This window comes from Massilia sp. LXY-5, from assembly GCF_059801075.1.
Genome location: NZ_JBNNEH010000002.1, coordinates 252,430 through 277,922, shown reverse-complemented (window position 1 = coordinate 277,922; position 25,493 = coordinate 252,430). Strand labels below are relative to the sequence as shown.

The following is a 25,493-nucleotide window of genomic DNA, read 5'->3' as shown; positions in this document are numbered from 1 at the left end:
CAGGAGACCCGTGATGGACACGACCAGCCCCACCGACCGCATCGAACGCAGCATTGTGATCAAGGCGCCGCGCGCGCGCGTCTGGCGCGCCCTCGCCGACGCCGCCGAATTCGGCAGCTGGTTCGGCGTGAAGCTGGAAGAGCAGGCCTTCGTGGCCGGCCGGCCGGTGCGCGGGTACATCACCCACCCCGGCTATGAGCACCTGCGTTTCGAAGCCCGGGTCGAGCGCGTCGAGCCGGAGCAGTTGCTGTCGTTTTACTGGCACCCGTATGCGATCGATCCCGCGGCCGACTACACGCAGGAAGAGCCGACGCTGGTGAGCTTCACCCTGGAGGACGGTCCGGAGAACGGCACCCGGCTCACCGTCGTCGAATCCGGTTTCGACAAGCTGCCGCCGCAACGCCGCGACGAGGCCTTCCGCATGAACGGCGCGGGCTGGGATGCGCAGGTGATCAACATCGCGCGCCATGTTGCCGGCTGAGAGGGAGCAAAAGGGCCTGGCCGAGGTGTTCGCGGCGCTGGGCGATCCGACCCGGCTGCAGCTTGTTTCCCTGCTCTGTGCCGGCGGCCTGCTGTCGATCGCCCAACTCAGCGCCGGTACGGCCATCACCCGCCAGGGCGTGACCAAGCACCTTCAGGTGCTGGCCGAGGCTGGCCTGGTGCGCGACCAGAAATGCGGACGCGAGCGGCGCTGGCAGCTGGCCCCCGAGCGTATCGACGAGGCGCGGCGCAGCCTGGACGCCATCGGCCGCCAGTGGGAGCGCGCGCTCGGACGGCTCAAGGCCTTCGTCGAAGCGGACGGCCCGGACGGGTCCGCCTGACGCGTGTCAGGCTTGCGGCAGGACGTAATCGAATTCGTAGAAATGCTTGCGTTCCTCGATCCGGATGCGCATGGTGCCGGCGATGCCGGCCAGTTCGCCGGTGCCGGAGTCGGGCACGACCGTGATCGACAGCGCCTGCGCGCCGCGCGCCATCGTGCCGGTATGCTGGACGACGAAGCTGCCGCTGCGTCCCTGCAGCTTGCCGCTCACGCGCTCGATGGCGACATAGCCGGCCGAGCCTTCGGTGGTCGTCATCGCCGACAGCATCTCGCCGACGCCCTGCCCTTCGAGTTCGCCATGGTAGTGCTTGTCGATCGCCATGCGGCCGGTCGTGACCCCGTCGCGCACCTCGGGCTGGCCCTGTGGGGTGACGGTCACGTCGAACGGTCCTGCGGCGTGTTGCTGGCTCATGGTGGGCTTCCTTCTCGTTGGTGAAGAGATAGCGAACATTCTAGGCCAATCCGGGCGCTTTGCGGCCTTGAATCGACAAGGTGCTGATCGGACCAGTGCAGGGCCGCTGGCTGATCCCGCTGAAGTTGAACGCGTGGGCGGCCGAGCCGCCCACGCGTTCAACGCACAGTGGAGCGGCCGCGAAATTTTCAGTGCGCCGCGCCCGGCATATGCAAATCGATCACCTTCATGATCGCCAGGGTGACGGACATGCTCATTTCACCGCTGGCGAAAGCATGGCGCAGATCGGCCTGGGGAATGCCGGCGGCAGCGGCAAGGTGGGCCGTGCCTTCGGCGCGCGCGGCGACGGCGAAGGCGTCGAGCAGGACGGCCGGATCGCCGCTCTCGAAGGCGGCCGCCAGGAAGGCCGACAAGGCCTCGAGCGTCGCCAGTTGCGCTGCAGGATCGGTATTCATGGGTTCAATGCGTCGCGGCGGAATCGTGCCCACCCTTGCCCGCCTTCGGCTCCGGCGGTGGCGGCGGGACGGTCATCGATTCGGTCGGCTTTTCGTCCTTGCGCAGCACCTGCACGAAGATTTCGTTCTGCTTGATCATGCCCAGTTCCAGGCGCGCGCGTTCCTCGACGGCGCCGGTCCCTTCGCGCAGGTCGCGCACTTCGGATTCGAGCTTGGCGTTGCGTGCCTTGAGCTTGTCGGTGTGGATTTGCGCCAGTGTGACCTGGTCGGTCATATCGGCGACGGCCAGCATGCCGCCCTTCCCCAGCCACAGGGGATACTGGATCAGCACGAGCAGTGCGGCGAGAACGAGCGTAATGATGCGCATGGAGACAGATCAGGAACGCGGGCCGCGCCACGATGGCCGGCCCGCGGAGTACGACAGATTACTTCAGATTATAGAAAGCGTCACGGCCAGGATAGCTGGCGACGTCGCCGAGGTCTTCCTCGATACGCAGCAGCTGGTTGTACTTGGCCATGCGGTCCGAACGCGACATCGAACCGGTCTTGATCTGCAGGGCGTTCAGGCCGACTGCGATATCGGCGATGGTCGAGTCCTCGGTCTCGCCCGAACGGTGCGAGATGACGGCCGTGTAGCCGGCGCGCTTGGCCATTTCGATGGCGGCGAAGGTCTCGGTCAGGGTGCCGATCTGGTTGATCTTGATGAGGATCGAGTTGGCGATGCCCTTCTGGATGCCTTCCTTCAGGATCTTGGTGTTGGTGACGAACAGGTCGTCGCCGACCAGCTGCACGCGCTTGCCCAGGGCTGCCGTCAGGGTCGCCCAGCCTTCCCAGTCGCCTTCGTGCATCGCGTCCTCGATCGAGATGATCGGGTACTTGTCGCACCAGGTGGCGAGCATGTTGGTGAAGTCGGTGGCCGTCAGCTGCAGGCCTTCGCCTTCCAGGTGGTACTTGCCGTCCTTGTAGAACTCGCTGGCGGCGCAATCGAGGCCGATGGCGATCTGGGTGCCGGCTTCATAGCCTGCCTGCTCGATCGCCTGCATGATCAGCTTGATCGCTTCTTCGTGGCTCGAGACCGAAGGCGCGAAACCGCCTTCGTCGCCGACCGCGGTCGACAGGCCCTTCGCGTGCAGGATTTTTTTGAGCGTGTGGAAAACTTCCGCGCCGTAGCGGATCGCTTCCTTGAAGCTTGGCGCGCCGACCGGGATGATCATGAATTCCTGGATGTCCAGGTTGTTGTCGGCGTGTGCGCCGCCGTTGATGACGTTCATCATCGGCACCGGCATCTGCATCGCGCCCGAACCGCCGAAGTAGCGGTACAGCGGCAGGCCCGCTTCTTCAGCGGCAGCCTTGGCCACGGCCATCGACACGGCCAGCATCGCGTTGGCGCCCAGGCGGCTCTTGTTCTCGGTACCGTCCAGGTCGATCAGGGTGCGGTCGAGGAAGGCCTGTTCGTTGGCGTCCAGGCCCATGATGGCTTCGCTGATCTCGGTGTTGATGTTCTCGCAGGCCTGCAGCACGCCCTTGCCGAAATAACGCTTCGGGTCGCCGTCGCGCAGTTCGATCGCTTCGCGCGAACCGGTCGACGCGCCCGACGGCACGGCCGCACGGCCCATCACGCCGGATTCGAGCAGGACGTCGCATTCGACGGTCGGATTGCCGCGCGAGTCAATGATCTCGCGGCCGATAATATCAACGATAGCACTCATGGTTTTTACACTCCAAAAAAGAAAATCGTCTCGCACATGAAAGTCGAGGCGCCTATCAGGCGCCTCGACTCGTAGCAAATGAATTACATCAGATCTTGAAGCTGTTCTCGAGGAAGCCAGCTCGCTTGACCACGCGGTCGATGTCGACCAGGGTCGTCAGCAGCTCCTTCATGCGGGCCAGCGGCACCGCGTTCGGGCCGTCGGACAGGGCATTCGCAGGGTCCGGGTGGGTTTCCATGAACAGGCCCGCGATGCCCGCTGCGACTGCCGCGCGCGACAGCACCGGGATGTGTTCGCGCTGGCCGCCCGAGGACGTGCCCTGCCCGCCCGGCAGCTGCACCGAGTGGGTCGCATCGAACACCACCGGGCAGTTCGATTCGCGCATGATGGCGAGCGAACGCATGTCCGAGACCAGGTTGTTGTAGCCGAAGGAGGCGCCGCGTTCGCAGGCCATGAAGTTGTCTTCGTTCAGGCCGGCCGCGCGTGCCGCATTCCTTGCCTTGTCGATCACGTTCTTCATGTCGCCCGGGGCCAGGAACTGGCCCTTCTTGATGTTCACCGGCAGGCCCGAACGGGCGCAGGCGTTGATGAAATCGGTCTGGCGGCACAGGAAGGCCGGGGTTTGCAGCACGTCGACGACGCTCGACACTTCCGGAATCTCTTCCTCGGTGTGGACGTCGGTCAGCACCGGCACGCCGATGGTCTTCTTGACGTCGGCGAGGATCTCCAGGCCCTTCTCGCGGCCGGGGCCGCGGAACGAGGTGCCCGACGAACGGTTCGCCTTGTCGAAGGACGATTTATAGATGAACGGGATGCCGAGTGCCGAGGTGATTTCCTTCAGCGTGCCAGCGGTGTCCATCGCCATCTGGCGCGATTCGATCACGCAGGTACCGGCGATCAGGAAGATCGGATGGTCCTGGCCTACTTCAAAGCCGCAAAGCTTCATGCTGCGTCTCCTTGCAAAGCGGATGGGGCGTTGGCCGCAGTGGCGGTGTTCGCCGACTGGTGCGCCAATGCCGCCTGGATGAACGACGTGAACAGCGGGTGGCCGCTGCGCGGGGTCGACTTGAATTCAGGGTGGAACTGCACGCCCATGTACCACGGGTGCGCGTTCGGACCGGTGCGCGGGAGTTCCATGATTTCGCACAGGTCTTCGTTCGGGGTGCGCGCCGCGACGACGAGGCCGGCCGCTTCGACCTTCGGCAGGTAGAAGTTGTTGGCTTCGTAGCGGTGGCGGTGACGCTCGGTGACGACGCTGCCGTAGATCTCGGCGGCCAGCGTGCCCGGGTTCACCGCGCAGGTCTGGGCGCCCAGGCGCATGGTGCCGCCCAGGTCCGAGTTCTCGTCGCGCTGCTCGACCTTGCCGTCGTGGTTCTGCCACTCGTTGATCAGGGCGACGACCGGCTGGTCGGTCTCGAGATCGAATTCGGTGGAGTTCGCGTTCGGCAGGCCGGCCATGTGGCGCGCATATTCGATCAGCGCGACCTGCATGCCCAGGCAGATGCCGAGATACGGGATCTTGTTTTCGCGGGCATAGCGCGCGGCCATGATCTTGCCTTCCACGCCGCGCTTGCCGAAGCCGCCTGGCACCAGGATGGCGTCGTACTTGCCCAGCTGCTCGCAACCGGTCGTCTCGATTTCTTCCGAGTCGAGGTATTCGATGTTGACGCGGCTTTCGGTATGGATACCGGCGTGGCGCAGCGCTTCGGTCAGCGACTTGTACGATTCGGTCAGGTCGACATACTTGCCGACCATGCCGATGGTGACTTCGCGCTTCGGGTTTTCCAGCGTGTAGATCAGTTTGGTCCACATCGACAGGTCGGCCGGCGGCGCCTCGATGCCGAGCGCCTCGAGGATGATGTCGTCCAGGCCCTGGTCGTGCAGCACCTGCGGCACCTTGTAAATGGTGTCGACGTCCCAGACCGAGATCACGGCCTGCTCTTCGACGTTGGCGAACAGCGAAATCTTGGCGCGCTCGTCGTCGGGGATGCGGCGGTCGGCACGGCACAGCAGCGCGTTCGGCGAAATGCCGATCTCGCGCAGCTTCTGCACGCTGTGCTGGGTCGGCTTGGTTTTCAGTTCGCCGGCCGATGCGATGTACGGGACGAGCGTCAGGTGCACGAAGGCGGTCGACTTGCGGCCGGCGCGCAGCGACAGCTGGCGCGCGGCTTCGAGGAAGGGCAGCGACTCGATGTCGCCGACGGTGCCGCCGATTTCGACCAGCGCGACGTCGACGCCTTCGGCGCCGCGGCGGATGTAGTCCTGGATTTCGTTGGTGATGTGCGGGATCACCTGCACGGTCTTGCCGAGGTACTCGCCACGGCGTTCCTTGCGGATCACCGATTCATAGATCTGGCCGGTGGTGAAGTTGTTCACCTTCTTCATCCGGGTGCTGATGAAACGCTCGTAGTGGCCGAGGTCGAGGTCGGTCTCGGCGCCGTCGTCGGTGACGAAGACTTCGCCGTGCTGCATCGGGCTCATCGTGCCCGGATCCACGTTAATGTAGGGATCGAGCTTGAGCATCGTGACTTTGAGGCCACGCGATTCGAGGATCGCGGCAAGGGAAGCGGCCGCAATCCCTTTGCCCAGGGAAGACACGACGCCGCCAGTGACGAATACAAATTTGGTCATTGTGCTGAAGGTGCCGAATGGCACGCGCGGGAAATAGAAATTATACCTTAAACGGGCGCAAACATTGTCATGACAAGCCTGCTGCCGGGCTGGTGCGGCCGTTTCGACGCCCCGTAGCGCGTTTTGGGCGCGCCATTTGTTTCGTAAAGACAACACCGCCTGGCCTGAACGAGGGGCGGCTTCGATATATATCCCACATGCAATTGCAATTGCAGTACGTCAAGGTTACATTCCTCGTTCTCTCATTTGTACAGGCAGGAGCGTCATGGGCTTTTTCAATAACCTCAACATCGGCAAGCGCCTCGCGATCGGCTTCGCGCTGACCCTGGCCATGGCCGTCCTGATCGCCGCAGTCGGCATCGCGCGCGTCAACAGCGGCGCGGCCAGCACGGCCCAGGTACTGGCCGAACCGCTGGCCAAGGAACGGATGATCACCGAGTGGTACATGCAGGTGTACGCCGCCGTGCGCCGCACGGCCGCCATCGTCAAGAGCAGCGATGCCGCGCTCGGTCCTTATTTCAAGGAAGACGCGGCCCAGACCGGCAAGCGCTCGGCCGAGCTGGTCAAGCAGATCGAACCCCTGATCACGGCCGGCGAAGAAAAAGCCCTGTTCGACAAGATTACCGAGCAGCGCAAGGCGTATTCGAGCGCACGCGACGAAGCCGTCAAGGCCAAGGCCGCCGGCGACGAGGCCCTGGCTGCCCGCATCCTCGACGAACGCTTCACCCCGACCGCGAAGGCCTACCAGGAATCGATGCAGCAACTGGTCGCCATGCAGGCTGCCAACATCGCCGCGGCCGCAGGCGCCATCGGCGAGCGCGCCGACAGCAGCGAAACCGTGATCGGCCTGCTGGCCGCGTTCTCGGTGCTGCTCGGCGCCCTCTTTTCCTGGATGCTCACGCGCGGCATCGTGCGTCCGATCCGCGAAGCGGTGGAACTGGCCGAGACGGTCGCCAGCGGCGACCTGACGCGCCGCATCGACGCCACCTCGAAAGACGAAACCGGCGCCCTGCTGCGCGCCCTGCGCCACATGAACGACAGCCTGGTGAAAATCGTCACCGAAGTGCGCGGCGGTACCGACACCATCAGCGGCGCTTCCAGCGAAATCGCGGCCGGCAACATGGACCTGTCCTCGCGCACCGAACAGCAGGCGGCCTCGCTCGAAGAAACGGCAGCGTCGATGGAGCAGATTACCGGCACCGTGCGCCAGAACGCGGACAACGCACGCCAGGCCAACCAGCTGGCGATTACCGCCTCGAACGTCGCCGTCGAAGGCGGCTCCGTGGTCGGCCAGGTCATCACGACCATGGGTTCGATCAACGAGTCCTCGCGCAAGATCGTCGACATCATCGGCGTCATCGACGGCATCGCCTTCCAGACCAACATCCTGGCGCTGAACGCGGCAGTCGAAGCGGCACGTGCCGGAGAACAGGGCCGCGGCTTCGCGGTCGTCGCCTCCGAGGTGCGCACCCTGGCCCAGCGTTCGGCCGCGGCGGCAAAAGAGATCAAGGGCCTGATCGGCGACTCGGTCGAGAAGGTCGACGCCGGCGCCAGGCTGGTCGACCAGGCCGGCGCCACGATGGAGCAGGTGGTCGAATCGATCCGCCGCGTTACCGACATCATGGCCGAGATCACGCATGCGACCCAGGAGCAGACCGGCGGTATCGAACAGGTGAATATCGCCATCGGCCAGATGGATGAAGCGACCCAGCAGAATGCGGCCCTGGTCGAGGAATCGGCCGCGGCAGCGGGCGCCATGCAGGAGCAGGCAGCCAAGCTGGCACAGGTGGTAGGCGTGTTCAAGCTCGATGCGCAGGCGGCGATCGTGGCACCGGCTGCACGGGCGGCGTCCACCCCGGCGCCGGCGCGTGCGATCGCGGTGCGTGCGAAACCGGCGGCGCGTGCAGCGAAAGCGCCGGTCAAGGTGGCAGCCAAGCCGGCGGCGCGTGCAACCGCGACGGCCGACGAGTGGGAAGAATTCTGACCCGCTGCTTGCCTGACTTGACCGACAAAACCGCCCGCATCCCGGGCGGTTTCTTTTTGCGCCTGCATTGGGCAAGTGTTGCTTTTGAGAATACGTAGTTTCCGTATCAATCAAAAAATTACCATATAGAAATGTACAATCTTCGAATTAAGCATAACCGAAGGTTTTAAGATGAATACATTTACTAATATGAATATCGGAAAACGCCTCGGTGCCGTCTTCACGCTGGTGCTTGCATTGACCATCGTGATTGCCGTGGCCGGCATCTGGCGACTGAATACGATTGCCGATGCCACCAGCGCCATGATGGCGGCGCCCCTGGCCAAGGAGCGCCTGTTGAGCGAGTGGCATACCCAAACCTTCGCCGCGGTGCGCCGTACCGCCGCCATTGTCAAAAGCAACGACACCAGCCTGGCCGAGTTCTTCAAGGCCGACGGCGCCAAGACCTCGGGCCGTTCGTCGGCGCTGATCAAGGAAATTGAACCGCTCCTGGAAGGCAAGGAAGAGCGCGCCCTGTTCGACCGCATCGGCGAACTGCGCAAGGCCTATACCAAGGCCAAGGACAAGGCGGTCAAGGCACGCACCGACGGCGATCCCGACGGCGCCGCCCGCATCCTGACCGAAGAATACATGCCGGCCGCCGATGTCTACGAGGGCACGCTGGCCGAGCTGGTCAAGATGCAGCAGGACCGCATCGACGCCATCGCCGCCGGCATCAAAGCCGACAATAACGCCAGCGCACGCATGATCGGCATCCTGGCCGCGGTTGCGGTGGCGCTCGGAGCGCTGTGCTCCTGGATGCTCACGCGCGGCATCGTGCGTCCGATCCGCGAAGCCGTGGAACTGGCCGAGACGGTTGCCAGCGGCGACCTGACGCGCCGCATCGACGCCACCTCGAAAGACGAAACCGGCGCCCTGCTGCGCGCCCTGCGCCACATGAACGACAGCCTGGTGAAAATCGTCACCGAAGTACGCGGCGGCACCGACACCATCAGCGGCGCCTCCAGCGAAATCGCCGCCGGCAACATGGACCTGTCCTCGCGCACCGAACAGCAGGCGGCCTCACTCGAAGAAACGGCGGCGTCGATGGAGCAGATCACCGGCACCGTGCGCCAGAACGCGGACAACGCGCGCCAGGCCAACCAGCTGGCGATTACCGCCTCGAACGTCGCCGTCGAAGGCGGCTCCGTGGTCGGCCAGGTCATCACGACCATGGGTTCGATCAACGAGTCCTCGCGCAAGATCGTCGACATCATCGGCGTCATCGACGGCATCGCCTTCCAGACCAACATCCTGGCGCTGAACGCTGCCGTCGAAGCGGCGCGTGCCGGCGAACAGGGCCGCGGCTTTGCAGTCGTCGCCTCCGAGGTGCGCACCCTGGCCCAGCGTTCGGCCGCGGCGGCAAAAGAGATCAAGGGCCTGATCGGCGACTCGGTCGAGAAGGTCGACGCCGGCGCCAGGCTGGTCGACCAGGCCGGCGCCACGATGGAGCAGGTGGTCGAATCGATCCGCCGCGTTACCGACATCATGGCCGAGATCACGCATGCGACCCAGGAGCAGACCGGCGGTATCGAACAGGTGAATATCGCCATCGGCCAGATGGATGAAGCGACCCAGCAGAATGCGGCCCTGGTCGAGGAATCGGCCGCGGCAGCGGGCGCCATGCAGGAGCAGGCAACCAAGCTGGCACAGGTGGTGGGCGTGTTCAAGCTCGATGCGCAGGCAGTGGCGGCACCGGCGGCGGCACGTGCGATCGCGGTGCGTCCGAAGCAGCTTGCACGTACGGCGAAGGCGCCGGTTGCAGCAGCCGTCAAGCCCTCGGCGCGTGCCGCCGCGATGGCGGACGAGTGGGAAACGTTTTGATCGCCCTTCAATAGCGAAACCGAGAAAGCCGCCCGCATGCCGGGCGGTTTTTTTTGGACGCCGCAGGCATGCAAACGTGTACCGCGTGGGCTCGAGAGCCCACCCTACAAGGGCGAACACACCGAAACGCATCGCACAAACAAAAACGCCGGCATCGAGCCGGCGTTCTCGTTCCTGCATGTCGAGCTTACTTGTTCTGGCCCGGCTTGAGCAGGTCCAGCAGAATCGCCGTCTCCGCCTGAATGAAGGAACGCACGGTCGGCTTGAACTCCGGCGCCCACTGCGGCGAATGGGTGCCCGGCGGGTACTTGCCGGCCTTGCGCGCGGCCGCCAGCTTGCCCGGTTCGACCGCGCCCACGTGCAGCAGCACGGCTTTCACGCCGGCCTGGCCGTAGTTGGCAAAATCTTCCGAGGTCATCTTGGCCGGCATTTCGACCACGTTCTGGGCGCCGAGCGCGCCCGTCACCGCGCTGACGGCGCGTGCGGTCAGCTCCGGATCGTTGTAGACCGAGTCGGCGCCGGGCACGATGTCGATCTGCGGCTTCTTCGGCGCGCCCGCGGCTTGCGCTTCGCCCTCGACTTCACGCACGATGCTGGCCAGTACGCGCTGGCGCACTTCCGGCTTGAAGGTGCGGACCGTCAGCTGCAGCTTGACCTGGTCCGGCACGATGTTGGCCTGGGTGCCGCCGTGGATGCTGCCGACGGTGATGACGACCGGGTCAGCCGGGTTGTTCTCGCGCGAAATCAGGGTCTGCAGCGCCATCACGATGCGGGCCGACATGACGACCGGGTCGCGCGTTTCCTGCGGCGTGGCGCCGTGGCCGCCCTGGCCGTGGATGGTGATCGTGACCGTGTCGGCCGAGGCGCGGAAGTGGGCGGCATGCCAGCCGACCTGGCCCGCCGGCAGCGTGCCCTCGTCGTGCATCGAGATCGCGTAGTCAGGCTTCGGGAAGCGCTTGAACAGGCCGTCCTTGAGCATCGCCTCGGAACCCTTCAGCGGCTCTTCGGCCGGCTGGCCGACCAGCATCAGGGTGCCGCTCCAGGCCTTGCGGTTTTCCGCCATCAGCTTGGCGGTGGCATACCAGGCCGACATGTGGACGTCGTGGCCGCAGGCGTGCATGACCGGCACGGTCTCGCCGGCCGCGTTCCTGGTGGTGACAGTGCTGGCAAACGCGAAGCCTGTCTTTTCCTGCACCGGCAGCGCATCGAGTTCCGTACGCAGCATGGCGATCGGGCCGGGACCGTTCTTCAGGATCGCGACGATGCCGGTGCCGCCGACGCCGGTGGTCACCTCGAAGCCCAGCGCTTTCACGCGCTCGGCCAGCTTCTTCGCCGTCTGGACTTCGTTGAAGGCCAGCTCGGGATTGCGGTGCAGATCCTGGTACAGCGCTTCGATGGTCGGGTAATCCTTGTCCAGCTGGGCCGTGAATTCCGGCGGCAGGGCAGCGTGGGCGGCACCGGCGGCGGTCGCGCCGGCCAGCAGGAGGTGTTTCAGGAGGCGGGAAGATGGTTTCATGGTCTCGGGGGATGGGAGCGCCACCGGGGCGCGGGCAGAACGAAATCTATTTCAGAGTTCAAAGGTTCAGCAGCGTAACAAAATCAGTTCCTCAAAGCAATATTTAACAATTAACGTGGCAATAGTGGCAGTAAAAAGTGTCGTAAAAATTTCCCTACATCACTTTTTTTATGGCATTCCCTACGGAAACAATCGTAGAATCCGCCTCCTCCAAGCATTTGATTATGCTATTTCGTGGCTGCCAGTGTCGCGCGACCGCCACGTTTCTACTACCTACGACAAGGAATGCTGTAATGGGCTTCATCTCGAATATCAAGATCGGCAAGCGCCTGGGAATCGGCTTTGCGCTGATCCTCGCCATGACGGTGCTGATCGCTGTTGCCGGCGTCTGGCGCCTGAACGAAGTGGCCGACTCCACCCGCGCCATGATGGCCGCGCCGCTGACCAAGGAGCGCGCGATCACCGACTGGTACAGCCTGAACTTCGCATCGATCCGCCGCACCGCCGCCATCGTCAAGAGCACCGACCCGGCCCTCGGCCCCTATTTCAAGGAAGACTCGGCCGCCTCGGTCAAGAAGGCCGCCGAGCTGCTCAAGGAGATCGAGCCGCTGATCGAAGGCGAAGCCGAAAAAGCGCTGTTCGCGAAGATCCTCGAACAGCGCAAACTCTACAGCGCCTCGCGCGACGGCGCCGTCAAGGCCAAGGCCGCCGGCAACGAAGAAGAAGCGGCGCGCCTGCTGGACGAGAAGTTCACCCCCGCCTCCAAGCTGTACCAGGAACTGCTGCAGGAGCTGGTCGTCATGCAGCGTTCCAGCATCGACGCCACCGCCAAGGCGATCGACGCCACCGCCACCCGCAGCACCACCATCATCGCCGTGCTGACCGCCGGCGCCGTGCTGCTCGGCGCGATCCTGTCCTGGCTGCTCACCACCGGCATCACCCGTCCGATCCGCGCCGCGGTGGAACTGGCCGAAACCGTGGCCGGCGGCGACCTGACCCGCACCATCGATACCGATACCAAGGACGAAACCGGCGCCCTGCTGCGCGCCCTGCGCCACATGAACGACAGCCTGGTGAAGATCGTCACCCAGGTGCGCAACGGTACCGATACCATCGCCACCGGCTCGGCCGAAATCTCGGCCGGCAACCTCGACCTCTCGGCCCGTACCGAACAGCAGGCAGGCGCACTCGAAGAAACCGCCGCCTCGATGGAAGAACTGACCACCACCGTGCGCCAGAACGCCGACAACGCCCGCCAGGCCAACCAGCTGTCGATCGCCGCCTCGGAAGTCGCGGCGCAAGGCGGCGCGGTGGTCGGCCAGGTCATCACGACCATGGGCTCGATCAACGAATCCTCGCGCAAGATCGTCGACATCATCGGCGTCATCGACGGCATCGCCTTCCAGACCAACATCCTGGCGCTGAACGCGGCCGTCGAGGCGGCGCGTGCCGGCGAGCAGGGCCGCGGCTTCGCGGTCGTCGCTTCCGAAGTGCGTAACCTGGCCCAGCGCTCGGCAGCGGCGGCGAAGGAAATCAAGGTCCTGATCGGCGATTCGGTCGACAAGGTCGACGTCGGCGCCAAGCTGGTCGACCAGGCCGGCGCCACGATGGAACAAGTCGTCTCGTCGATCCGCCGCGTCACCGACATCATGGCCGAGATCACCCACGCCAGCCAGGAACAGACCGGCGGCATCGAGCAGGTGAACCAGGCCATCGGCCAGATGGACCAGGTCACCCAGCAGAACGCCGCGCTGGTCGAGGAAGCCGCCGCCGCCGCCGGCTCGATGCAGGACCAGGCTGCGCAACTGGCGCAAGTCGTGGGCGTGTTCAAGCTGAACGGTCCTGCGCTGGCCGCTCCGGCAGCCGCAGCCTCCCCGGCCCGCGCCCTGCCCCGCCCGGCGCCTGCCCTGCGCGTCACCAGGCCAGCCCCGGTAAAAGCGTCGGCGAAAGCGCCGGCACGCGTCAGCGCGGATGAGTGGGAAACCTTCTGAACTGTTTTTACCTGCCGTACCCGCAGTAACAGGCCGCCCGCATTGCCGGGCGGCTTTTTTTTGCCCCATTCGCGGGCAGCGTGGCAGTCCAACAAAATCCCTGATCACCTTGGTCACGCTTTGAAGCCAGCACGCGACACCTTTGCCGATCGCGGCTCGCTCTCCTTGACGCCTCCCCCTTGCTGGGGCAAAGTTGCGCCATGGCACCATGCTGCCCGGCCCTTTACTCCGTTTCCATGCCCATCGACTTCCAGCTACCCCCGACCGCCCAGGTACAAACCGCCAGCCCGGCCTCCTTCGACGAACAGTACGAGAAAGCGCGCAGCCTCGCGAATGCCGGCCAGCCGGCGCTTGCCCTGGCCGCCTACAACGCGCTGCTGGCTCAGTCGCCCGGCAATGTCGACGTGCTGCTCGGACGCGGCATCGTCTACACGCGCATGGAACGCTGGAGCGAAGCCCAGCTTGATCTCGAAGCGGCGGCGAAGGCTTCTCCCGCTTACGCCGACGTCTGGCTCGCGCTCGCCAACCTGCACAGGGGGCAGGGCCGCCCCGACGCAGCCCGCCTCGACCTCGAGAAGGCGCGCGCGCTGGGCGCGAACGGCGCCGAAATCGATGCGGCCCTCGCGGCACTGGAACCGCGCCCGGCGCCGCAAACCCGCGCCGGCAATCCGGAAGCGGTGCTGGCCGCCGGCTACACCTGGGCCGCCAGCCTGTCCGGCAGCTGGACCGATGTGGGCAGCGGCCCGCGCTGGAACGACCAGACCGCGAGCGTGCGCCACTACATGAAGGGCGGCTCGATCGGCTTCGAGACCCTGCGCGCGCAGCGCTTCGACCAGACCGGCCACGCCTGGGCGCTCGATGCCTATGCCGACCTCTGGACCGGGGCGTATGCCAACATCCGCTACCAGCGTTCGCCCGCCGCGCGCCTGTTCCCGGCCAATTCCGGCCGGGTCGAGGTCTACCAGTCGCTCGGCCAGGGCTGGGAGGCTTCCGTCGCCGACGACGTGCTCGGCTTCGACGCGCGCGTCAACATCTACGGCGTCGGCCTGGGCAAATATGCCGGCAACTGGTATGTCCAGCTGCGCCACCAGAACATCGTCTCGCAAGGCTCGCACAGCAATGGCCAGCGCCTGCTGGCGCGCTACTACTATGCCGGCGACGCCGACAGCTACCTGGAAGCGACCGCCAACAGCGGGCGCAGCGACGATCCCCTGTCTCTCTCTGGCGGGCGCGCCCGCTCCGGCGGCGGCAGCGTCACCTGGGTGCGCTACTGGTCGGACAACTGGGGCAGCAAGGTGGGCGCCAGCTTCTCGCGCGGCGCCAATGATGCACGCGAACGCGGGCTGTCGGTCGGGCTGTATCGCCGCTGGTAATGCGGGGGCGTTTCAGAGCGCTTCAGGCTGAAGGGACTCGCCAGCAGCCGCGGCACGGCCGTGAAACCGCCGCATGATCTGTTCGACCGCCTCGGCAACGCCGTTTTCTTCCCGCATCGCGGCGCCGATCGCTTCAGCCTTCGCCGTCATCTCCGGCGCGTCGAGTACCTGCCTGATGCGTTTCGCGAGTCCCGCGGCGCTCACGCTGCGCCGTTTGGCCAACTTGGCGGCGATGCCCAGGTGGCGCAGTTCGCCGCCCCAGTGTTCCTGTTCGCTGATGTTGGCGACGATGACGGACGGTTTTCCGGCCAGCGTCACCGCTTGCGTCGTGCCGGCGCCGCCGTGATGCACCACGGCGCGGCAGCGCGGGAAGATCGCCTGGTGCGGCGCCGTCGCGATGTACAGGATGTCGCGGGTCGAGGCAAAGCCGCAAGCGCCGGCGGCGTGGCTCTGGATGATGGCGCGGCAGCCGGCGCGCCGGGCCGCCTGCGTCAGCAGCTGCAGGGCCCGCGTCTGCCCGGCGATATCCTTCGGCATCCAGCTGCCGAAGCTCATGTAGACCGGCGCATCGCCCGCGTCGAGGAAGGCGGTCAGCGCGGCGGGAATGGCGCCGTCGATCGCGAGGCCGGGCATATCGAGGAAACCGCACACCTGCAGCGAGGCCGGCCAGTCGGGCTGCCTGCGGCAGAGCCGGGGGCTGACGGCGGCCAATGTCAGGTGTTGCGACAGCCAGACCTCGGTCACGATGTCGCGCGCCGGGGGCAGGCCGACCTGGGCGCGCAGCCGGTTTGGATAGTGCAGCAGCACGCCGTTGAGCAGGCGGCGCATCAGCCGCCACAACAGGCGGTGCGCTGTTTTCCCGAGCGCGGCTTTACCTAAAGGATGGTTGAAGTCGCTGGGAATGGCCGCGTGCGACAACAGGACGCTGACATAAGGCCGGCCGGCCTTTTCGGCGGCAACCTGCAAGGGATGCATGAAATAATGGCCGATCACCAGGTCGGACTCGGCGCACAGGCGCTGCGCCGCTTCGAACATCAGGTCTTCGACCGGTGCAAAGCACATGCGCAGGATGGTCGCCATCTGTTTCAGGGGATTGCGGATGCCGTAGGCGATGCGGCCGATTTGCTCTTCCTGCTCGGGAACGAGGACGGGCGACGCGACCACGCTGATGCGCAGGCCCGGTGTCGACTCCAGGCCGTGATACGCACCGCTGTCGACGCTGGTAATCACCAGATGTACTTCGTTGCCGGCCGCCCGCAATCCTTCCGCCAATGCCAGTAAAGGACGAATATCGCCGTGGCTGCCCCAGGTCTGGATCCCGATTTTCATGCCGCTCATGGCGCGGGGCTTTCGGCCCGTTTCAGCAATAACCCGATCTCGTCGATCACCAGCCAGGGATCCTGTTCGTCGAACAGGTGCGCCGCGTAGCGCATGCGCACATGCCGTGCATTGCCGGAGATTTTGGCGAGCTCGAATTGCGAGGTGTCCCAGGTGCTGTTGAAGGCGTCGACGTCCTCGTAACGCATTTTCGCCTGGCGGATCGTCGTGTGCGGCAACCCACGGCTGAGGACCGTCACCGGCATGGCGAGCGAGGTCCCGCGTGTGCTCATGGACTGCACGGCCTCGGCGAAATCTTCGTGGGAATTCTTGTCCTTTTCCCAGTTGATGATCATTTCCATGATGCGCCAGCCGTCCGGCGACAGCGCCTTCTTCAATCCCGGATACCAGGACTCGTGCACGCTGTCGACAAAGACGATGCCCCTGACCTGTTCCGGATGGGCCTGCGCATAAGCGCGCGCGACCAGGCCGCCGAAGGAATGCGCGACCAGGACGAGGTCGTGCCAGTGGCGTTCCCTGATCAGGCCATCGAGCTCGTCCGCCAGGACGTTCAGGGGGCGCACCCCGCCTTGCGAGGTACTTTTTCCGACGCCGGCCCGGTCATACAGGCAGATCTGGTAGCCGGGCGCCGAAAAATGGCGGAAGGTGTTCTTGTAGGTGGCATGCGCATCGAGGCCCATGCCGGCGATCAGCAATACGGTCTTGTCGCCCGCACCGCGGCATTCCCAAGCCAGGGTATTGCTGCCGACACGGGAGAATTGTTCGCCGGGCGCGGATTGCGCCAGGCCTTGAAGCGAGAATATCGACAGAAAACCGGCCAGCAACCATTTATTCATCCTGCGCTCCTGATTGATCGAAAAGGCACGCCATCCAGGTTCGGGCAATCGCCCTGGAGGCGCAATGCAAGCCGCACCGATGCGCGAGCCTGGTTGAAACGAATTAGCGAGGGCGCTACCGTGCCGGGCCGTGCGCCAGGCGCCGTCGTATTATTTGTACTATTCCAGCATCAGGCCGATGACGCGATCGCGTGGCCGCTTTTGATTTGCCGGAAGGAGTGCAGACCCCATGTTAAGACCAGGAACCGACGACGCCCTGATCGACAAACTCGGCGCCCTCGCCGCCCACGTGGTCGAGGAGGCGCTGGCCTCCGGCCTGAGCTGGGACCAGGCCATCACCGCCTTCGGCATCGCCAGCAAGGCGATTGCCGCGCAGGCCGCCAGCCAGGGCAACGGCACGCTCGAACAATGTACGGCGCACGCCCAGGCGCGCCTGGCGTTCGGGATGGAGCAGGGCAGCGACGTGCTCAAGGCCTGGCTGCGCTGACCGCGCCAGGCCCTGGAGGGGTCTTCAGTCGGCTACCACGTGCCACATATCCTTCATCTTGTCGCCCTTGCGCTCGCCCGGCTTGGTGTCCTTCGCGAACAGATATAAAGGCTTGCCCTTGTAGGCCAGCTGCTTCGTGCCATCTTCGCGCGTCACCGTCGAATAGGGCGAGGCGACGCGTTCTCCGGTCACCGGCACCGGCGGCCACATCTTCGCGCAGCCTTCGTTGCAGGCACTCTTGCCGGAGCCGGCGGTGTCCTTGTCGAAGGTGTAGACCGTCATGCCCTTGGCGTCGGCCAGCACGCCGTCGGCCTTTTTCATGCCGGTTTGCGCGAGCGCGCTGCCGGTCGAGAACACGAGTACAGTGCCCAGCGCTGCGAGTACGGGGTGAATCGCTTTCATGGCTGTCTCCTGGTTGTGGTTGTAAAGACAAATAGAGTATAGCGCCGTGTATTGACGACAAACCGGGGCGATGCCGAAAATTCTCCATCCTGGGGCGCTGAGGCAGCTGGTGAGATTTTGTGTATTTTCATCAACATTAATCCATTACACTACTGCCGGAAGATTCAATTACCCGAGGAGGCTGGATGAATTTCAGGTTGAACGCGCGCCGCACATGGATGGCGGCCACGGTGGCGGTACTGGCCGCCCTCCCCTTGACGAGCGTGCTCGCCGCGTCCTTCGCGTCGGACCGGATCACGGTGCGCACCGAGGGTGCGGGACCGGATGTGGTGCTGATCCCCGGCCTGAATTCCTCGCCGCGCGCCTGGGCCTCGACCGTGGCGGCGCTGCCGGGCTACCGCTACCACCTGGTGCAGGTTGCGGGCTTCGCCGGCCAGCCGGCCGGCGGCAACAAGGAGGGAACCGTGGCCGCGCCCGTCGCGGACGAAATCGTCCGCTACATCCGGGAGTCGCACCTGAGGCAGCCCGCCGTCATCGGCCATTCGATGGGCGGCACCATCGGCATGATGCTGGCGAGCCGCCATCCGGACGCACTGTCGCGCCTGATGGTGGTCGACATGTATCCCTTCCTCGGCACCTTCTTCGCCGGCCCGGGCGCCACCCCGGCCAAGGTGGAGGCGGTCGCCGACGGTATCGCCGCCGGCATGCGCGCCGCCACACCGGAGCAGCGCAGCACGCGCGCCAGCGAGACCATCGTGAGCATGGTCAACACCGAAGCGATGCGTCCCGGCGCGCTCGAAGATTCGATGCGGAGCGACCCCGATGTCGGCACCCGCGCCTTCCGCGAGCTGATCGTCACCAACCTGATTCCCGAGCTGCAGAAGATCAGCGTCCCGGTAACGGTCCTGTACGTCCAGCCGAAGAGCGTGCCGCTGCCGGCGGAGCAGTTCGATGCCGTCTACAGGAGCGCGTATGCGCCGGTCACGAACCTGACCCTGAAGCGAATTCCGGACAGCGCGCACTTCATCATGTGGGACCAGCCGCAGCGGTTCCAGGCGGAAGTGAAGGCGTTTCTGCCGGCACGCTGAGCCGATCCGTCAGGAGCACGCCATGCGGATACTCGCTGCCGTCCAGGCCATCTTCGCCCTGGCTTTCCTGGCCTTCGGCGCGGTGGCGCTGTTCGGTATCGGCATCACCGGTCTGCTGTTCCTGGTGCCGGGCGCGATTTTCGCGGTGACCGCTTCGCTCGCGCAGGAGGGTTCGCGCGGCGCAGTGATGCTGGCTTTCGGGGTCGACGCCGTTCTTGCAACGATGTCGGCTCACACGCTCGAGCGAGCCCTGGGCACATCGGGAAGTGCGAGGCTGTTCGACTGGCTGCCGGCTGCCGCCGCATTGGCGCTTGTCGGTATCGGCGTCCTCGCCGTGCTGATGGACTGGCGCGCGCTGCGGAAGGCTCCGTGGTTCTAGTGTTGCTATCATCATGCACGGACAACCTGAGGAAAGCGCCGCCATGAAATCACGACGTACTTACAGCGCACTCTTCCTGTCCAGCGCGCTGCTGACGGGCAGCGCCCACGCAGCGCAAGCGCAACATGAGCGCAGCGCCACGGCGGAAAGCGAGGTCCGCGCCAGCCTGCTGCTGCTCGAGCGGCAACGCGCCAGCGCGATCGTCCGGCAGGATATCCCCGCGCTGCAGAATTTGATGGACCGCTACTACCGCCATGTCGAAAGCCGCGGCCGGGTACGCAGCAAGACCGAGCTGCTGACTGCCCTCGAACGGGGCGACTTCCGCTTCCTGACGTATGAAAACGAATCGACCGAGATCCAGCTGCTCAAGGGCGGCGAAGCGGCCGTCGTCGCGGGTGTGTTCCGCAGCCAGCAGGCAGGCGCGGGCGCGAAGCCGTTTCGCGGCCGGTATGTGCGGGTCTGGGTGCATGAAGCGGACGGCTGGAAGAACACCTTTCACCAGACCACCGAAATCCGGCCGGCCCAGGACAAGTGCGACTGCAAATAAGCGTAGTCAACACCACGCTTTCAGCAAAAATCGCGGCTACTCGTTGTCTGCTCCACCAGCAAATGCGACATGCTCACCAGCCGCTCGGCACCAGGTGTCGCCGCCATCATTACGGCAGGTGTTGTAAAGATACCTTTCATTGACCATGCATGGGCTAGCAAGGATACTAGGCCATGCTTCATGGATTGAGCTCGCAATAAATTTAATTGCGGATTGCCATCGCACCGATGGTGGGCAGGATGTATTTTTGATGGCGACACGAAATGGCCAACAGTCGTGTTTTTTCTAGCCTGATCTGGTCAATCGCCAAGAACTGGGGCGGGCGCCTGACGTCCCTGGTGATGTTTGCGCTCCTCACACGGTTGCTCGATGCAGGCGACATCGGTGCAGTAGCCTTCGTGAGCGCGATCATTGCGATACTGGGCGCCTTGGCCGAAATGGGACTGGCGGAGTACCTGATCTATAAGGAAGATACCCCAGCCGCACGTAATCAAATTTTCTGGTTTCAGGTTTACATGGCAGGCGGCGCCTGCGCGCTGGCCATGCTCGCCGGCCCGCCTCTTCTGTACCATCTTGGACAGCACGACGCGGCGCGCATGATGCCCTGGCTGGGCCTGGTGCTGCCCTTGGTTGCCTTCGGAGCGGTACAGGATGCGATTCAACGCAAGGCGCTCCAGTTCAAGACGATTGCGTTGCGCTCCCTGAGCGGCACCCTCTCCGGTGCAGTCGTCGGCCTGGTACTGGCGTTCTCCGGCGCCGGCATGTGGAGCCTGGTCTTCAAGCAGTTGACCGAGACCCTGGTCATGACAGTACTGATGTGGTGCCTGAGCGAATGGCGCCCGCAGCGGCGCTGCGACTGGAGTGGGTTCCGGAATATTTTCCATTACGGCCGTTACATGGCGGGCGGCCGGCTGCTCGATGTGTTCACGCTCTATATCGACGACATGATCGTCGGGCTTGCCATGGGCCAGCAGCAGTTGGGCTTCTATTCGGTGGGCAAAAAACTGTACATGATCAGTATCGACCTGCTTGGGGGCGTGACCCAGCAGATCGCCGGTCCCCTGTTTGCCAGCGCGGACGGTGACCGCACACAGCTGTGGAATATGTTCGTGCAGGCTTTTGGCTACTGCACCTGGCTCATCCTCCCCCTCTTCTTGTCCCTGTATTTCTTTGCCCCGACCATCGTTCCACTGTTGTTTGGGCAGCAGTGGTCGGGATCCGTATGGGTCTTGCAGTGCTTCTGCGTGGTAGGGATGCTCTATCCCTTCCACCAGTTCAACTGGTCGCTGATCATGGCAGGGGGCCGCGCAGCGCACAGTTTTCAATATTCCCTTTTACGCAACGCGAGTGGCATCGCCATCCTCTTCGCAGCAGGATTTTGGGGCTGGCAAACGTTTGTGATGGCGCAAATTGCCCGAATCGTGTTCAATATCCTTGTCGGATGGCTGTTCCTGCGCGCCGTGATCGCCTTTCGGTATGCTCAGCTGGGGCAGGCACTGCTGCCGTCGCTCTTCACGGCGGCGGCCAGCGCGGCGACGTATTACTTGTTGAGGTGGCAGGTCGGCGACGTGTTCGTCGTTCAGGCGGCCGGGGTCGCGCTGGTATTGTCCATTGCGGGCATGCTCATGCTGAAGAAATTCAAACAGGGGCGGGAATAACATGGAACAGCTGAAACTGATTTCTCGTTTGCAGAAAGACGCATGTTCTGTTCTTGACCGTTATATCGCGCCGGGCCAACGGGTAGCCCTTCTTGACTTCCCTCAATATGCGAATGCGGGTGACTCGTATATCTGGCTCGGCCAGATGGCCTACCTGCGGCAGCGTGGCGCGGCGGTTGAATACGTCTGCTGGCACGATGCATTCGACGCCGAACTCATCAAGCATACCATCGGAAGCGACGGCGTGATCCTGTTCCAGGGCGGCGGAAACTTTGGCGACCGCTGGCCCGAGTCGCATCGCTTGCGCTTGCTTGTCTTGCGCGAACTGAGGGGCTACCGTGTCATCCAGTTTCCACAGACCGTGCATTTCGATAATGCCGTCAACGTGGCCGAAACCCGGCAAGCCATCCGCGACCACCGCAACTTCGTGCTTCTTACCCGCGACGAGGCCTCGCGCAAGGCAGCGCTCGACTACTTCGGCGGACTCTGTACTGTCGAGTACTCGCCCGACATGGCCTTTTTTATCGGCGCACTCGGGGGACACCGGGCCGTGGCCGACGGATTTGTGCTGGCGCGGGGGGATATCGAGGCGGCCGGCCCGCGCGCCGTCCGTCATCTCGCGCTCGAGCGCCTGCCAGGCCGCTGGCTGCGCGACGACTGGCTGCTGTCCGACTGGCTCGAGCAAAAACTGACGAACCAGTTCTGCAGATTCAACAGGCACGGCAACCGCAACGTCCTCGGCCGCCGGTTGATGGTCCGTCTCGCCGACCTGGTTGCGCGCTCCCGCCTGAACCGCGGCGTTCGGCTCCTGTCGCAGGGAAAAGTTGTACTGACCGATCGCTTGCACGCCCACATCCTGTGCCTGTTGCTCAACAAGCGGCACATTGTTCTCGATAACGACTACGGCAAGATTTCCGCTTTCCACAAGGCCTGGACCACTCCCTCTGAAATTGCCCTCTTCGCCAGGGACTTCGACGACGCTGTCGCGAAGGCCGGCCGGCTCGCAACGGGCACCGCAGCGTAATGGACAAGGCCCGGCACATCGTCATTGCGACCTGGTTTTACGAAGACCAGCCGGGTTACCTGGATTTCAGGTACCGCATCAAACTCCTGTGCGAGCGCTGCCGGGTGACGCTCTTGTTACGCAAGGCCTTTTTTGAAAAGGAGTTCGCCGACCTGCCGCTGGATATCGAGGTCATCGGCACCGCCGGCACGAGCGTGATGGAACAGCTGCGCTTCATGCGTGAGTGCGCGCGCTTTTGCCATCGCATCCGGCCCGATCTGGTGTTGTTGCTGGGTTCGCAGCTGGCGCTCACGGCGTGGCTGCTGAGAAGCCTGCCGACACTGTTGTACTGGAACGAGCACCCTTCGCACTTCTTTTATCCGGACTTCCGCCATCCGCTGAGGAAGATCAGGTCGAGCGTTTTGACCAGGCTCAGCTACCTGGCCGCAAACCGCGTCAACAAGGTGATGCCAATCGGCGAAGCCCACGAGGAAGACCTGATCATGCACGGCGTCGATCGGGGCCGCATTCGGCTGGTCTACATGGGTGTGGAAGACCGCTTCGGCTACCTGGCGCAAGTGAACCGCGCAGCCCCTGTCAGGCTCGTGTATACCGGAACCGTGATGCGCGAGCGCGGCCGCGACATCATGCTGGAGGGGCTGGCACTGGCGCGCCGGCGAGGCAGCAACGCGACCCTGACGATTGTCGGCGCGGCCGAGGATCAGCTGGCGTACTGCCGGCAGCGCGCCTCCGATCTGGGCATCGCCGACGAAGTACAGGTCGTAGGCCGCGTGCCCGGAAGCGACATCCCCGCCTACCTGGCCGCGGCCGACGTCGGCATTTGCATCTGGGAAGACCGTCTCTGGTGGCGCTTCAATCCGCCCACGAAGCTGTTCGAGTACCTGGTGGCCGGGCTTCCGGTGCTGGGCAGCCGCATCCGCACGCATTCCGATTACGTGGCCGACGGCCAGAACGGCTGGATTTTCGACTATGACGCGCAGGCCTTCGCCGACGTCATCGACACCGTCGTCAGCGGGCGCCAGCAACTGCAGGCGGTGTCGCGGGCAGCGCACGAATCGGGAAAGAAATATCTGTGGTCGGCAATCGCACCGCAATTCCTGGACGTGGTAGAGCGCACGCTGGCCAGGTGAACGGTCGCACGCAGCAGCGGGCAGGGTTGGGTCGGAAAGCGTGCTCTGGGCATGCGCCTGCCAGAGCGCCGGCCCGGTCCTGACAGGCCTGGCCGCATAGGGAACGCGTGGCAGCCAGGGCAGCGCGGGTGACGGGCACTTGGCGCAGTCTCGCCAAAATGAAACCGGGGGCCATCAGGCCCCCGGTTCAGTTCACTCCGCCAATTAGTTCAATGGAGGCGGGTTCCTGCGGATTTCGTCGAAGGTGGCGCCAACGGCCTTGTTCGGCACAAGCAGCGTGGCAGTGCGCCATGCGGATGTCGCCAGCAGGTACCTGCCGCTACCGATGCCCGGCGCGTAGTCCACGCCCCAGGTCTGGCCTTTGCCAGGCCAGTAGTCGGCACCGCTGTTCACCACATAACGCGCTTTCGCACGGTCGTCCGGTTTCGCAGGGTTGTCCACGACCAGGCGGAAGTCCATCGCGACAAACGCGGCACGCACGTCGCTCGGGTCGGGCAGCGAATAGCTGACGCCATAGCCGTGGTGGAACTGCGGGTAGACAGGCTTGACCGAATAGCCGCCGGTGGTCTCCTTGCGCGCCCCGGATGCCTTGAAATCGCCGGCATATTGGAAAGGATACTTCCAGAGCTCGGTGTAAGGCGCATCGACGACGTTGGTCAGCTGCCACTTACCGGTTTTAGCGGAAAGGTAATACATCCGCAGGCGGTTGATCTGAACGCGCGTATTGGTCGCGGCATTTCCCTGCGCCTCGAATGCAGTAAACCAGGTCAAGGAGGTGTAGCACCATTGCGGGCGAGTGCCGGTCCACCACAAGGGCAATGCAGCGCCGCTTGGTTCGTACTGAACAATTTGCGGCGTATATTGCCACTGGTATCTCGGATTAATTGGAATCGCTTCGTTAGCAAGCGACATGTCCTTGATAGCAGTGTCGATACTCGACAGTGACGAACTGGCTTGTGCCGTCATGGATGAAAAAATCCCGCAAGCAATCAGCGGCAAAAACGTGTGCGTCAATTTCATAATTTCCTCTTTTTTCGGCTAAAGCAAAAGCAATGGCCAAAGCCTCAGCATTACGGCATCTCTGCCGTTCATGGTCGTTACATGTGGAGACCCATCGATTGCGCCCATCGGCGCGGGACAGCGATGACAAGCTCAGCTAGTCGCTAGGCTCGCTTCGCCGCACGGAAACTTAAGTATAGGGACGAGATTCTGAACGTCAACATTCCGAACGGAATTTTTGCCTGATGCGTTGCACAGATGAGATAACGCTGTTTCGAATACATCAAAACGATGTACTGAGGCAACACAACAACGATATGCTGCCTGTTTAATCATTGCAATTATTGCTAGTGCATTAGAGAAATATAGATTTTTCGCAAGTCGATTCTCCCCATTCCGATTTGGCAAGGTCGGGCAGCGCGTTCCGAGGACGTACGCAGTCATCCAGGGCTGCAGTCCGGGCTGTTCTCGGCCTTATTCAATTATTAATTGCTTCGAATTAAGCTGGGTCATGAAATAAAGCAATTCCTCAAAATACCTGAGCGCATTTAAATATTTCCGCAACGGCTGCATTAAAGCCAAAACAAAATGATAACAATCAAGAATGTTAAATCCATAAGAAATATTCCAAAATAGCTCTTCAATATATATTTCGATTTTTAACGAAACATCCGCCATTTATTTTATATTTAACTATTATTACCAAATTATCTTCATTTGTCCTACAAAAACTCTACAATAATAGGTAAATACTTATCAGACCTCTCCTACATCCGGCAACCGAAAGAAGCATAAATAATTTCACATGTTGTATTTATGCTAGCGGCATATTCTGAGGTTGACACGGGTCA

At 63.5% G+C, this 25,493-nt stretch carries 24 protein-coding genes; 13 read left to right on the top strand and 11 right to left on the bottom strand.

Annotated features, from left to right (window positions below; all coding sequences use genetic code 11):
• Window positions 1-13: 13 nt before the first annotated feature.
• Window positions 14-481, top strand: coding sequence for an SRPBCC family protein (locus ACI48I_RS04710; RefSeq protein ID WP_498573482.1), 468 nt, complete (start codon window positions 14-16; stop codon window positions 479-481).
• Window positions 468-821 (top strand): ArsR/SmtB family transcription factor, encoded by a 354-nt coding sequence (locus ACI48I_RS04705; RefSeq protein ID WP_498573481.1) that lies wholly within the window; start codon window positions 468-470, stop codon window positions 819-821. The genes ACI48I_RS04710 and ACI48I_RS04705 overlap by 14 nt, the downstream gene beginning before the upstream one ends.
• A gap of 6 nt (window positions 822-827) precedes the next feature.
• On the opposite strand, the gene ACI48I_RS04700 is transcribed toward ACI48I_RS04705, so the two are convergent.
• From ACI48I_RS04700 to pyrG, 6 genes are all read right to left on the bottom strand, one after another.
• Window positions 828-1,232: a DUF3224 domain-containing protein gene (locus ACI48I_RS04700; protein WP_498573480.1), complete on the bottom strand. Its 405-nt coding sequence runs from the start codon at window positions 1,230-1,232 to the stop codon at window positions 828-830.
• 188 nt (window positions 1,233-1,420) lie between these two features.
• Complete coding sequence (locus tag ACI48I_RS04695) at window positions 1,421-1,687, bottom strand: helix-turn-helix domain-containing protein (protein ID WP_193684798.1); 267 nt, start codon at window positions 1,685-1,687, stop codon at window positions 1,421-1,423.
• A gap of 4 nt (window positions 1,688-1,691) precedes the next feature.
• Window positions 1,692-2,054, bottom strand: a complete 363-nt coding sequence (gene ftsB / locus ACI48I_RS04690; RefSeq protein WP_193684797.1) for a cell division protein FtsB — start codon at window positions 2,052-2,054, stop codon at window positions 1,692-1,694.
• Between the two features lie 58 nt (window positions 2,055-2,112).
• On the bottom strand, window positions 2,113-3,396 hold the full coding sequence (gene eno, locus ACI48I_RS04685; RefSeq protein WP_193684796.1) for a phosphopyruvate hydratase: 1,284 nt from the start codon (window positions 3,394-3,396) through the stop codon (window positions 2,113-2,115).
• Between the two features lie 88 nt (window positions 3,397-3,484).
• On the bottom strand, window positions 3,485-4,342 hold the full coding sequence (gene kdsA, locus ACI48I_RS04680; protein ID WP_193684795.1) for a 3-deoxy-8-phosphooctulonate synthase: 858 nt from the start codon (window positions 4,340-4,342) through the stop codon (window positions 3,485-3,487).
• On the bottom strand, window positions 4,339-6,027 hold the full coding sequence (pyrG, locus tag ACI48I_RS04675; protein WP_193684794.1) for a CTP synthase: 1,689 nt from the start codon (window positions 6,025-6,027) through the stop codon (window positions 4,339-4,341). The genes kdsA and pyrG overlap by 4 nt, the downstream gene beginning before the upstream one ends.
• 265 nt (window positions 6,028-6,292) lie before the next feature.
• On the opposite strand from pyrG, the gene ACI48I_RS04670 reads away from it, so the two are divergent.
• Both ACI48I_RS04670 and ACI48I_RS04665 read left to right on the top strand, forming a co-directional pair.
• Complete coding sequence (locus ACI48I_RS04670; RefSeq protein WP_193684793.1) at window positions 6,293-8,011, top strand: methyl-accepting chemotaxis protein; 1,719 nt, start codon at window positions 6,293-6,295, stop codon at window positions 8,009-8,011.
• A 171-nt stretch (window positions 8,012-8,182) separates the two neighbouring features.
• Window positions 8,183-9,874: a methyl-accepting chemotaxis protein gene (locus ACI48I_RS04665; protein WP_498573479.1), complete on the top strand. Its 1,692-nt coding sequence runs from the start codon at window positions 8,183-8,185 to the stop codon at window positions 9,872-9,874.
• Window positions 9,875-10,061: 187 nt separating this feature from the next.
• On the opposite strand, the gene ACI48I_RS04660 is transcribed toward ACI48I_RS04665, so the two are convergent.
• On the bottom strand, window positions 10,062-11,390 hold the full coding sequence (locus tag ACI48I_RS04660) for an amidohydrolase (protein WP_193684791.1): 1,329 nt from the start codon (window positions 11,388-11,390) through the stop codon (window positions 10,062-10,064).
• Between the two features lie 293 nt (window positions 11,391-11,683).
• On the opposite strand from ACI48I_RS04660, the gene ACI48I_RS04655 reads away from it, so the two are divergent.
• Both ACI48I_RS04655 and ACI48I_RS04650 read left to right on the top strand, forming a co-directional pair.
• A complete protein-coding gene (locus ACI48I_RS04655; RefSeq protein ID WP_193684790.1) occupies window positions 11,684-13,381 on the top strand; it encodes a methyl-accepting chemotaxis protein in 1,698 nt (565 codons plus the stop codon).
• A 236-nt stretch (window positions 13,382-13,617) separates the two neighbouring features.
• Complete coding sequence (locus tag ACI48I_RS04650; RefSeq protein WP_193684789.1) at window positions 13,618-14,754, top strand: YaiO family outer membrane beta-barrel protein; 1,137 nt, start codon at window positions 13,618-13,620, stop codon at window positions 14,752-14,754.
• Window positions 14,755-14,766: 12 nt separating this feature from the next.
• On the opposite strand, the gene ACI48I_RS04645 is transcribed toward ACI48I_RS04650, so the two are convergent.
• Together ACI48I_RS04645 and ACI48I_RS04640 are read right to left on the bottom strand one after the other, a co-directional pair.
• A complete protein-coding gene (locus tag ACI48I_RS04645; RefSeq protein WP_193684788.1) occupies window positions 14,767-16,092 on the bottom strand; it encodes a glycosyltransferase in 1,326 nt (441 codons plus the stop codon).
• On the bottom strand, window positions 16,089-16,928 hold the full coding sequence (locus ACI48I_RS04640) for an alpha/beta fold hydrolase (protein WP_498573478.1): 840 nt from the start codon (window positions 16,926-16,928) through the stop codon (window positions 16,089-16,091). Before ACI48I_RS04640 ends, ACI48I_RS04645 begins: the two co-directional genes overlap by 4 nt.
• Before the next feature lie 229 nt (window positions 16,929-17,157).
• Here ACI48I_RS04640 and ACI48I_RS04635 point away from each other — a divergent pair, with 229 nt between their 5' ends.
• Window positions 17,158-17,415: a hypothetical protein gene (locus ACI48I_RS04635; protein WP_193684786.1), complete on the top strand. Its 258-nt coding sequence runs from the start codon at window positions 17,158-17,160 to the stop codon at window positions 17,413-17,415.
• A 24-nt stretch (window positions 17,416-17,439) separates the two neighbouring features.
• Here ACI48I_RS04635 and ACI48I_RS04630 read toward each other — a convergent pair whose 3' ends face one another.
• Window positions 17,440-17,817, bottom strand: a complete 378-nt coding sequence (locus tag ACI48I_RS04630; protein ID WP_193684785.1) for a COG4315 family predicted lipoprotein — start codon at window positions 17,815-17,817, stop codon at window positions 17,440-17,442.
• A gap of 185 nt (window positions 17,818-18,002) precedes the next feature.
• On the opposite strand from ACI48I_RS04630, the gene ACI48I_RS04625 reads away from it, so the two are divergent.
• The 6 genes from ACI48I_RS04625 (at window position 18,003) to ACI48I_RS04600 (ending at window position 23,643) form a co-directional block, all read left to right on the top strand.
• On the top strand, window positions 18,003-18,905 hold the full coding sequence (locus ACI48I_RS04625) for an alpha/beta fold hydrolase (RefSeq protein ID WP_498573477.1): 903 nt from the start codon (window positions 18,003-18,005) through the stop codon (window positions 18,903-18,905).
• A 22-nt stretch (window positions 18,906-18,927) separates the two neighbouring features.
• Window positions 18,928-19,284 carry a hypothetical protein gene (locus tag ACI48I_RS04620; protein WP_193684783.1) on the top strand — a complete coding sequence of 119 codons (357 nt, stop codon included), beginning with the start codon at window positions 18,928-18,930 and terminating at the stop codon, window positions 19,282-19,284.
• A gap of 43 nt (window positions 19,285-19,327) precedes the next feature.
• Window positions 19,328-19,831, top strand: a complete 504-nt coding sequence (locus ACI48I_RS04615) for a nuclear transport factor 2 family protein (RefSeq protein WP_193684782.1) — start codon at window positions 19,328-19,330, stop codon at window positions 19,829-19,831.
• A 263-nt stretch (window positions 19,832-20,094) separates the two neighbouring features.
• Window positions 20,095-21,489, top strand: coding sequence for a lipopolysaccharide biosynthesis protein (locus tag ACI48I_RS04610; protein ID WP_498573476.1), 1,395 nt, complete (start codon window positions 20,095-20,097; stop codon window positions 21,487-21,489).
• Between the two features lies 1 nt (window position 21,490).
• On the top strand, window positions 21,491-22,513 hold the full coding sequence (locus ACI48I_RS04605) for a polysaccharide pyruvyl transferase family protein (RefSeq protein WP_498573475.1): 1,023 nt from the start codon (window positions 21,491-21,493) through the stop codon (window positions 22,511-22,513).
• Window positions 22,513-23,643, top strand: a complete 1,131-nt coding sequence (locus ACI48I_RS04600) for a glycosyltransferase family 4 protein (protein ID WP_498573474.1) — start codon at window positions 22,513-22,515, stop codon at window positions 23,641-23,643. Before ACI48I_RS04605 ends, ACI48I_RS04600 begins: the two co-directional genes overlap by 1 nt.
• A gap of 204 nt (window positions 23,644-23,847) precedes the next feature.
• Here the strand turns inward: ACI48I_RS04600 and ACI48I_RS04595 are convergent, their stop codons facing one another.
• The gene (locus ACI48I_RS04595) at window positions 23,848-24,663 is read right to left on the bottom strand and encodes a hypothetical protein (RefSeq protein ID WP_498573473.1); all 816 of its coding nucleotides are present in this window, start codon (window positions 24,661-24,663) and stop codon (window positions 23,848-23,850) included.
• Window positions 24,664-25,493: the final 830 nt, after the last annotated feature.

Bases quoted from the DNA above. Each gene is read 5' to 3' on its own strand.
- ACI48I_RS04710 (WP_498573482.1), top strand. From the start codon at position 14: ATGGACACGACCAGCCCCACCGACCGCATCGAACGCAGCATTGTGATC.
- ACI48I_RS04705 (WP_498573481.1), top strand. From the start codon at position 468: ATGTTGCCGGCTGAGAGGGAGCAAAAGGGCCTGGCCGAGGTGTTCGCG.
- ACI48I_RS04700 (WP_498573480.1), bottom strand. From the start codon at position 1,232: ATGAGCCAGCAACACGCCGCAGGACCGTTCGACGTGACCGTCACCCCA.
- ACI48I_RS04695 (WP_193684798.1), bottom strand. From the start codon at position 1,687: ATGAATACCGATCCTGCAGCGCAACTGGCGACGCTCGAGGCCTTGTCG.
- ftsB (WP_193684797.1), bottom strand. From the start codon at position 2,054: ATGCGCATCATTACGCTCGTTCTCGCCGCACTGCTCGTGCTGATCCAG.
- eno (WP_193684796.1), bottom strand. From the start codon at position 3,396: ATGAGTGCTATCGTTGATATTATCGGCCGCGAGATCATTGACTCGCGC.
- kdsA (WP_193684795.1), bottom strand. From the start codon at position 4,342: ATGAAGCTTTGCGGCTTTGAAGTAGGCCAGGACCATCCGATCTTCCTG.
- pyrG (WP_193684794.1), bottom strand. From the start codon at position 6,027: ATGACCAAATTTGTATTCGTCACTGGCGGCGTCGTGTCTTCCCTGGGC.
- ACI48I_RS04670 (WP_193684793.1), top strand. From the start codon at position 6,293: ATGGGCTTTTTCAATAACCTCAACATCGGCAAGCGCCTCGCGATCGGC.
- ACI48I_RS04665 (WP_498573479.1), top strand. From the start codon at position 8,183: ATGAATACATTTACTAATATGAATATCGGAAAACGCCTCGGTGCCGTC.
- ACI48I_RS04660 (WP_193684791.1), bottom strand. From the start codon at position 11,390: ATGAAACCATCTTCCCGCCTCCTGAAACACCTCCTGCTGGCCGGCGCG.
- ACI48I_RS04655 (WP_193684790.1), top strand. From the start codon at position 11,684: ATGGGCTTCATCTCGAATATCAAGATCGGCAAGCGCCTGGGAATCGGC.
- ACI48I_RS04650 (WP_193684789.1), top strand. From the start codon at position 13,618: ATGCCCATCGACTTCCAGCTACCCCCGACCGCCCAGGTACAAACCGCC.
- ACI48I_RS04645 (WP_193684788.1), bottom strand. From the start codon at position 16,092: ATGAGCGGCATGAAAATCGGGATCCAGACCTGGGGCAGCCACGGCGAT.
- ACI48I_RS04640 (WP_498573478.1), bottom strand. From the start codon at position 16,928: ATGAATAAATGGTTGCTGGCCGGTTTTCTGTCGATATTCTCGCTTCAA.
- ACI48I_RS04635 (WP_193684786.1), top strand. From the start codon at position 17,158: ATGTTAAGACCAGGAACCGACGACGCCCTGATCGACAAACTCGGCGCC.
- ACI48I_RS04630 (WP_193684785.1), bottom strand. From the start codon at position 17,817: ATGAAAGCGATTCACCCCGTACTCGCAGCGCTGGGCACTGTACTCGTG.
- ACI48I_RS04625 (WP_498573477.1), top strand. From the start codon at position 18,003: ATGAATTTCAGGTTGAACGCGCGCCGCACATGGATGGCGGCCACGGTG.
- ACI48I_RS04620 (WP_193684783.1), top strand. From the start codon at position 18,928: ATGCGGATACTCGCTGCCGTCCAGGCCATCTTCGCCCTGGCTTTCCTG.
- ACI48I_RS04615 (WP_193684782.1), top strand. From the start codon at position 19,328: ATGAAATCACGACGTACTTACAGCGCACTCTTCCTGTCCAGCGCGCTG.
- ACI48I_RS04610 (WP_498573476.1), top strand. From the start codon at position 20,095: ATGGCCAACAGTCGTGTTTTTTCTAGCCTGATCTGGTCAATCGCCAAG.
- ACI48I_RS04605 (WP_498573475.1), top strand. From the start codon at position 21,491: ATGGAACAGCTGAAACTGATTTCTCGTTTGCAGAAAGACGCATGTTCT.
- ACI48I_RS04600 (WP_498573474.1), top strand. From the start codon at position 22,513: ATGGACAAGGCCCGGCACATCGTCATTGCGACCTGGTTTTACGAAGAC.
- ACI48I_RS04595 (WP_498573473.1), bottom strand. From the start codon at position 24,663: ATGAAATTGACGCACACGTTTTTGCCGCTGATTGCTTGCGGGATTTTT.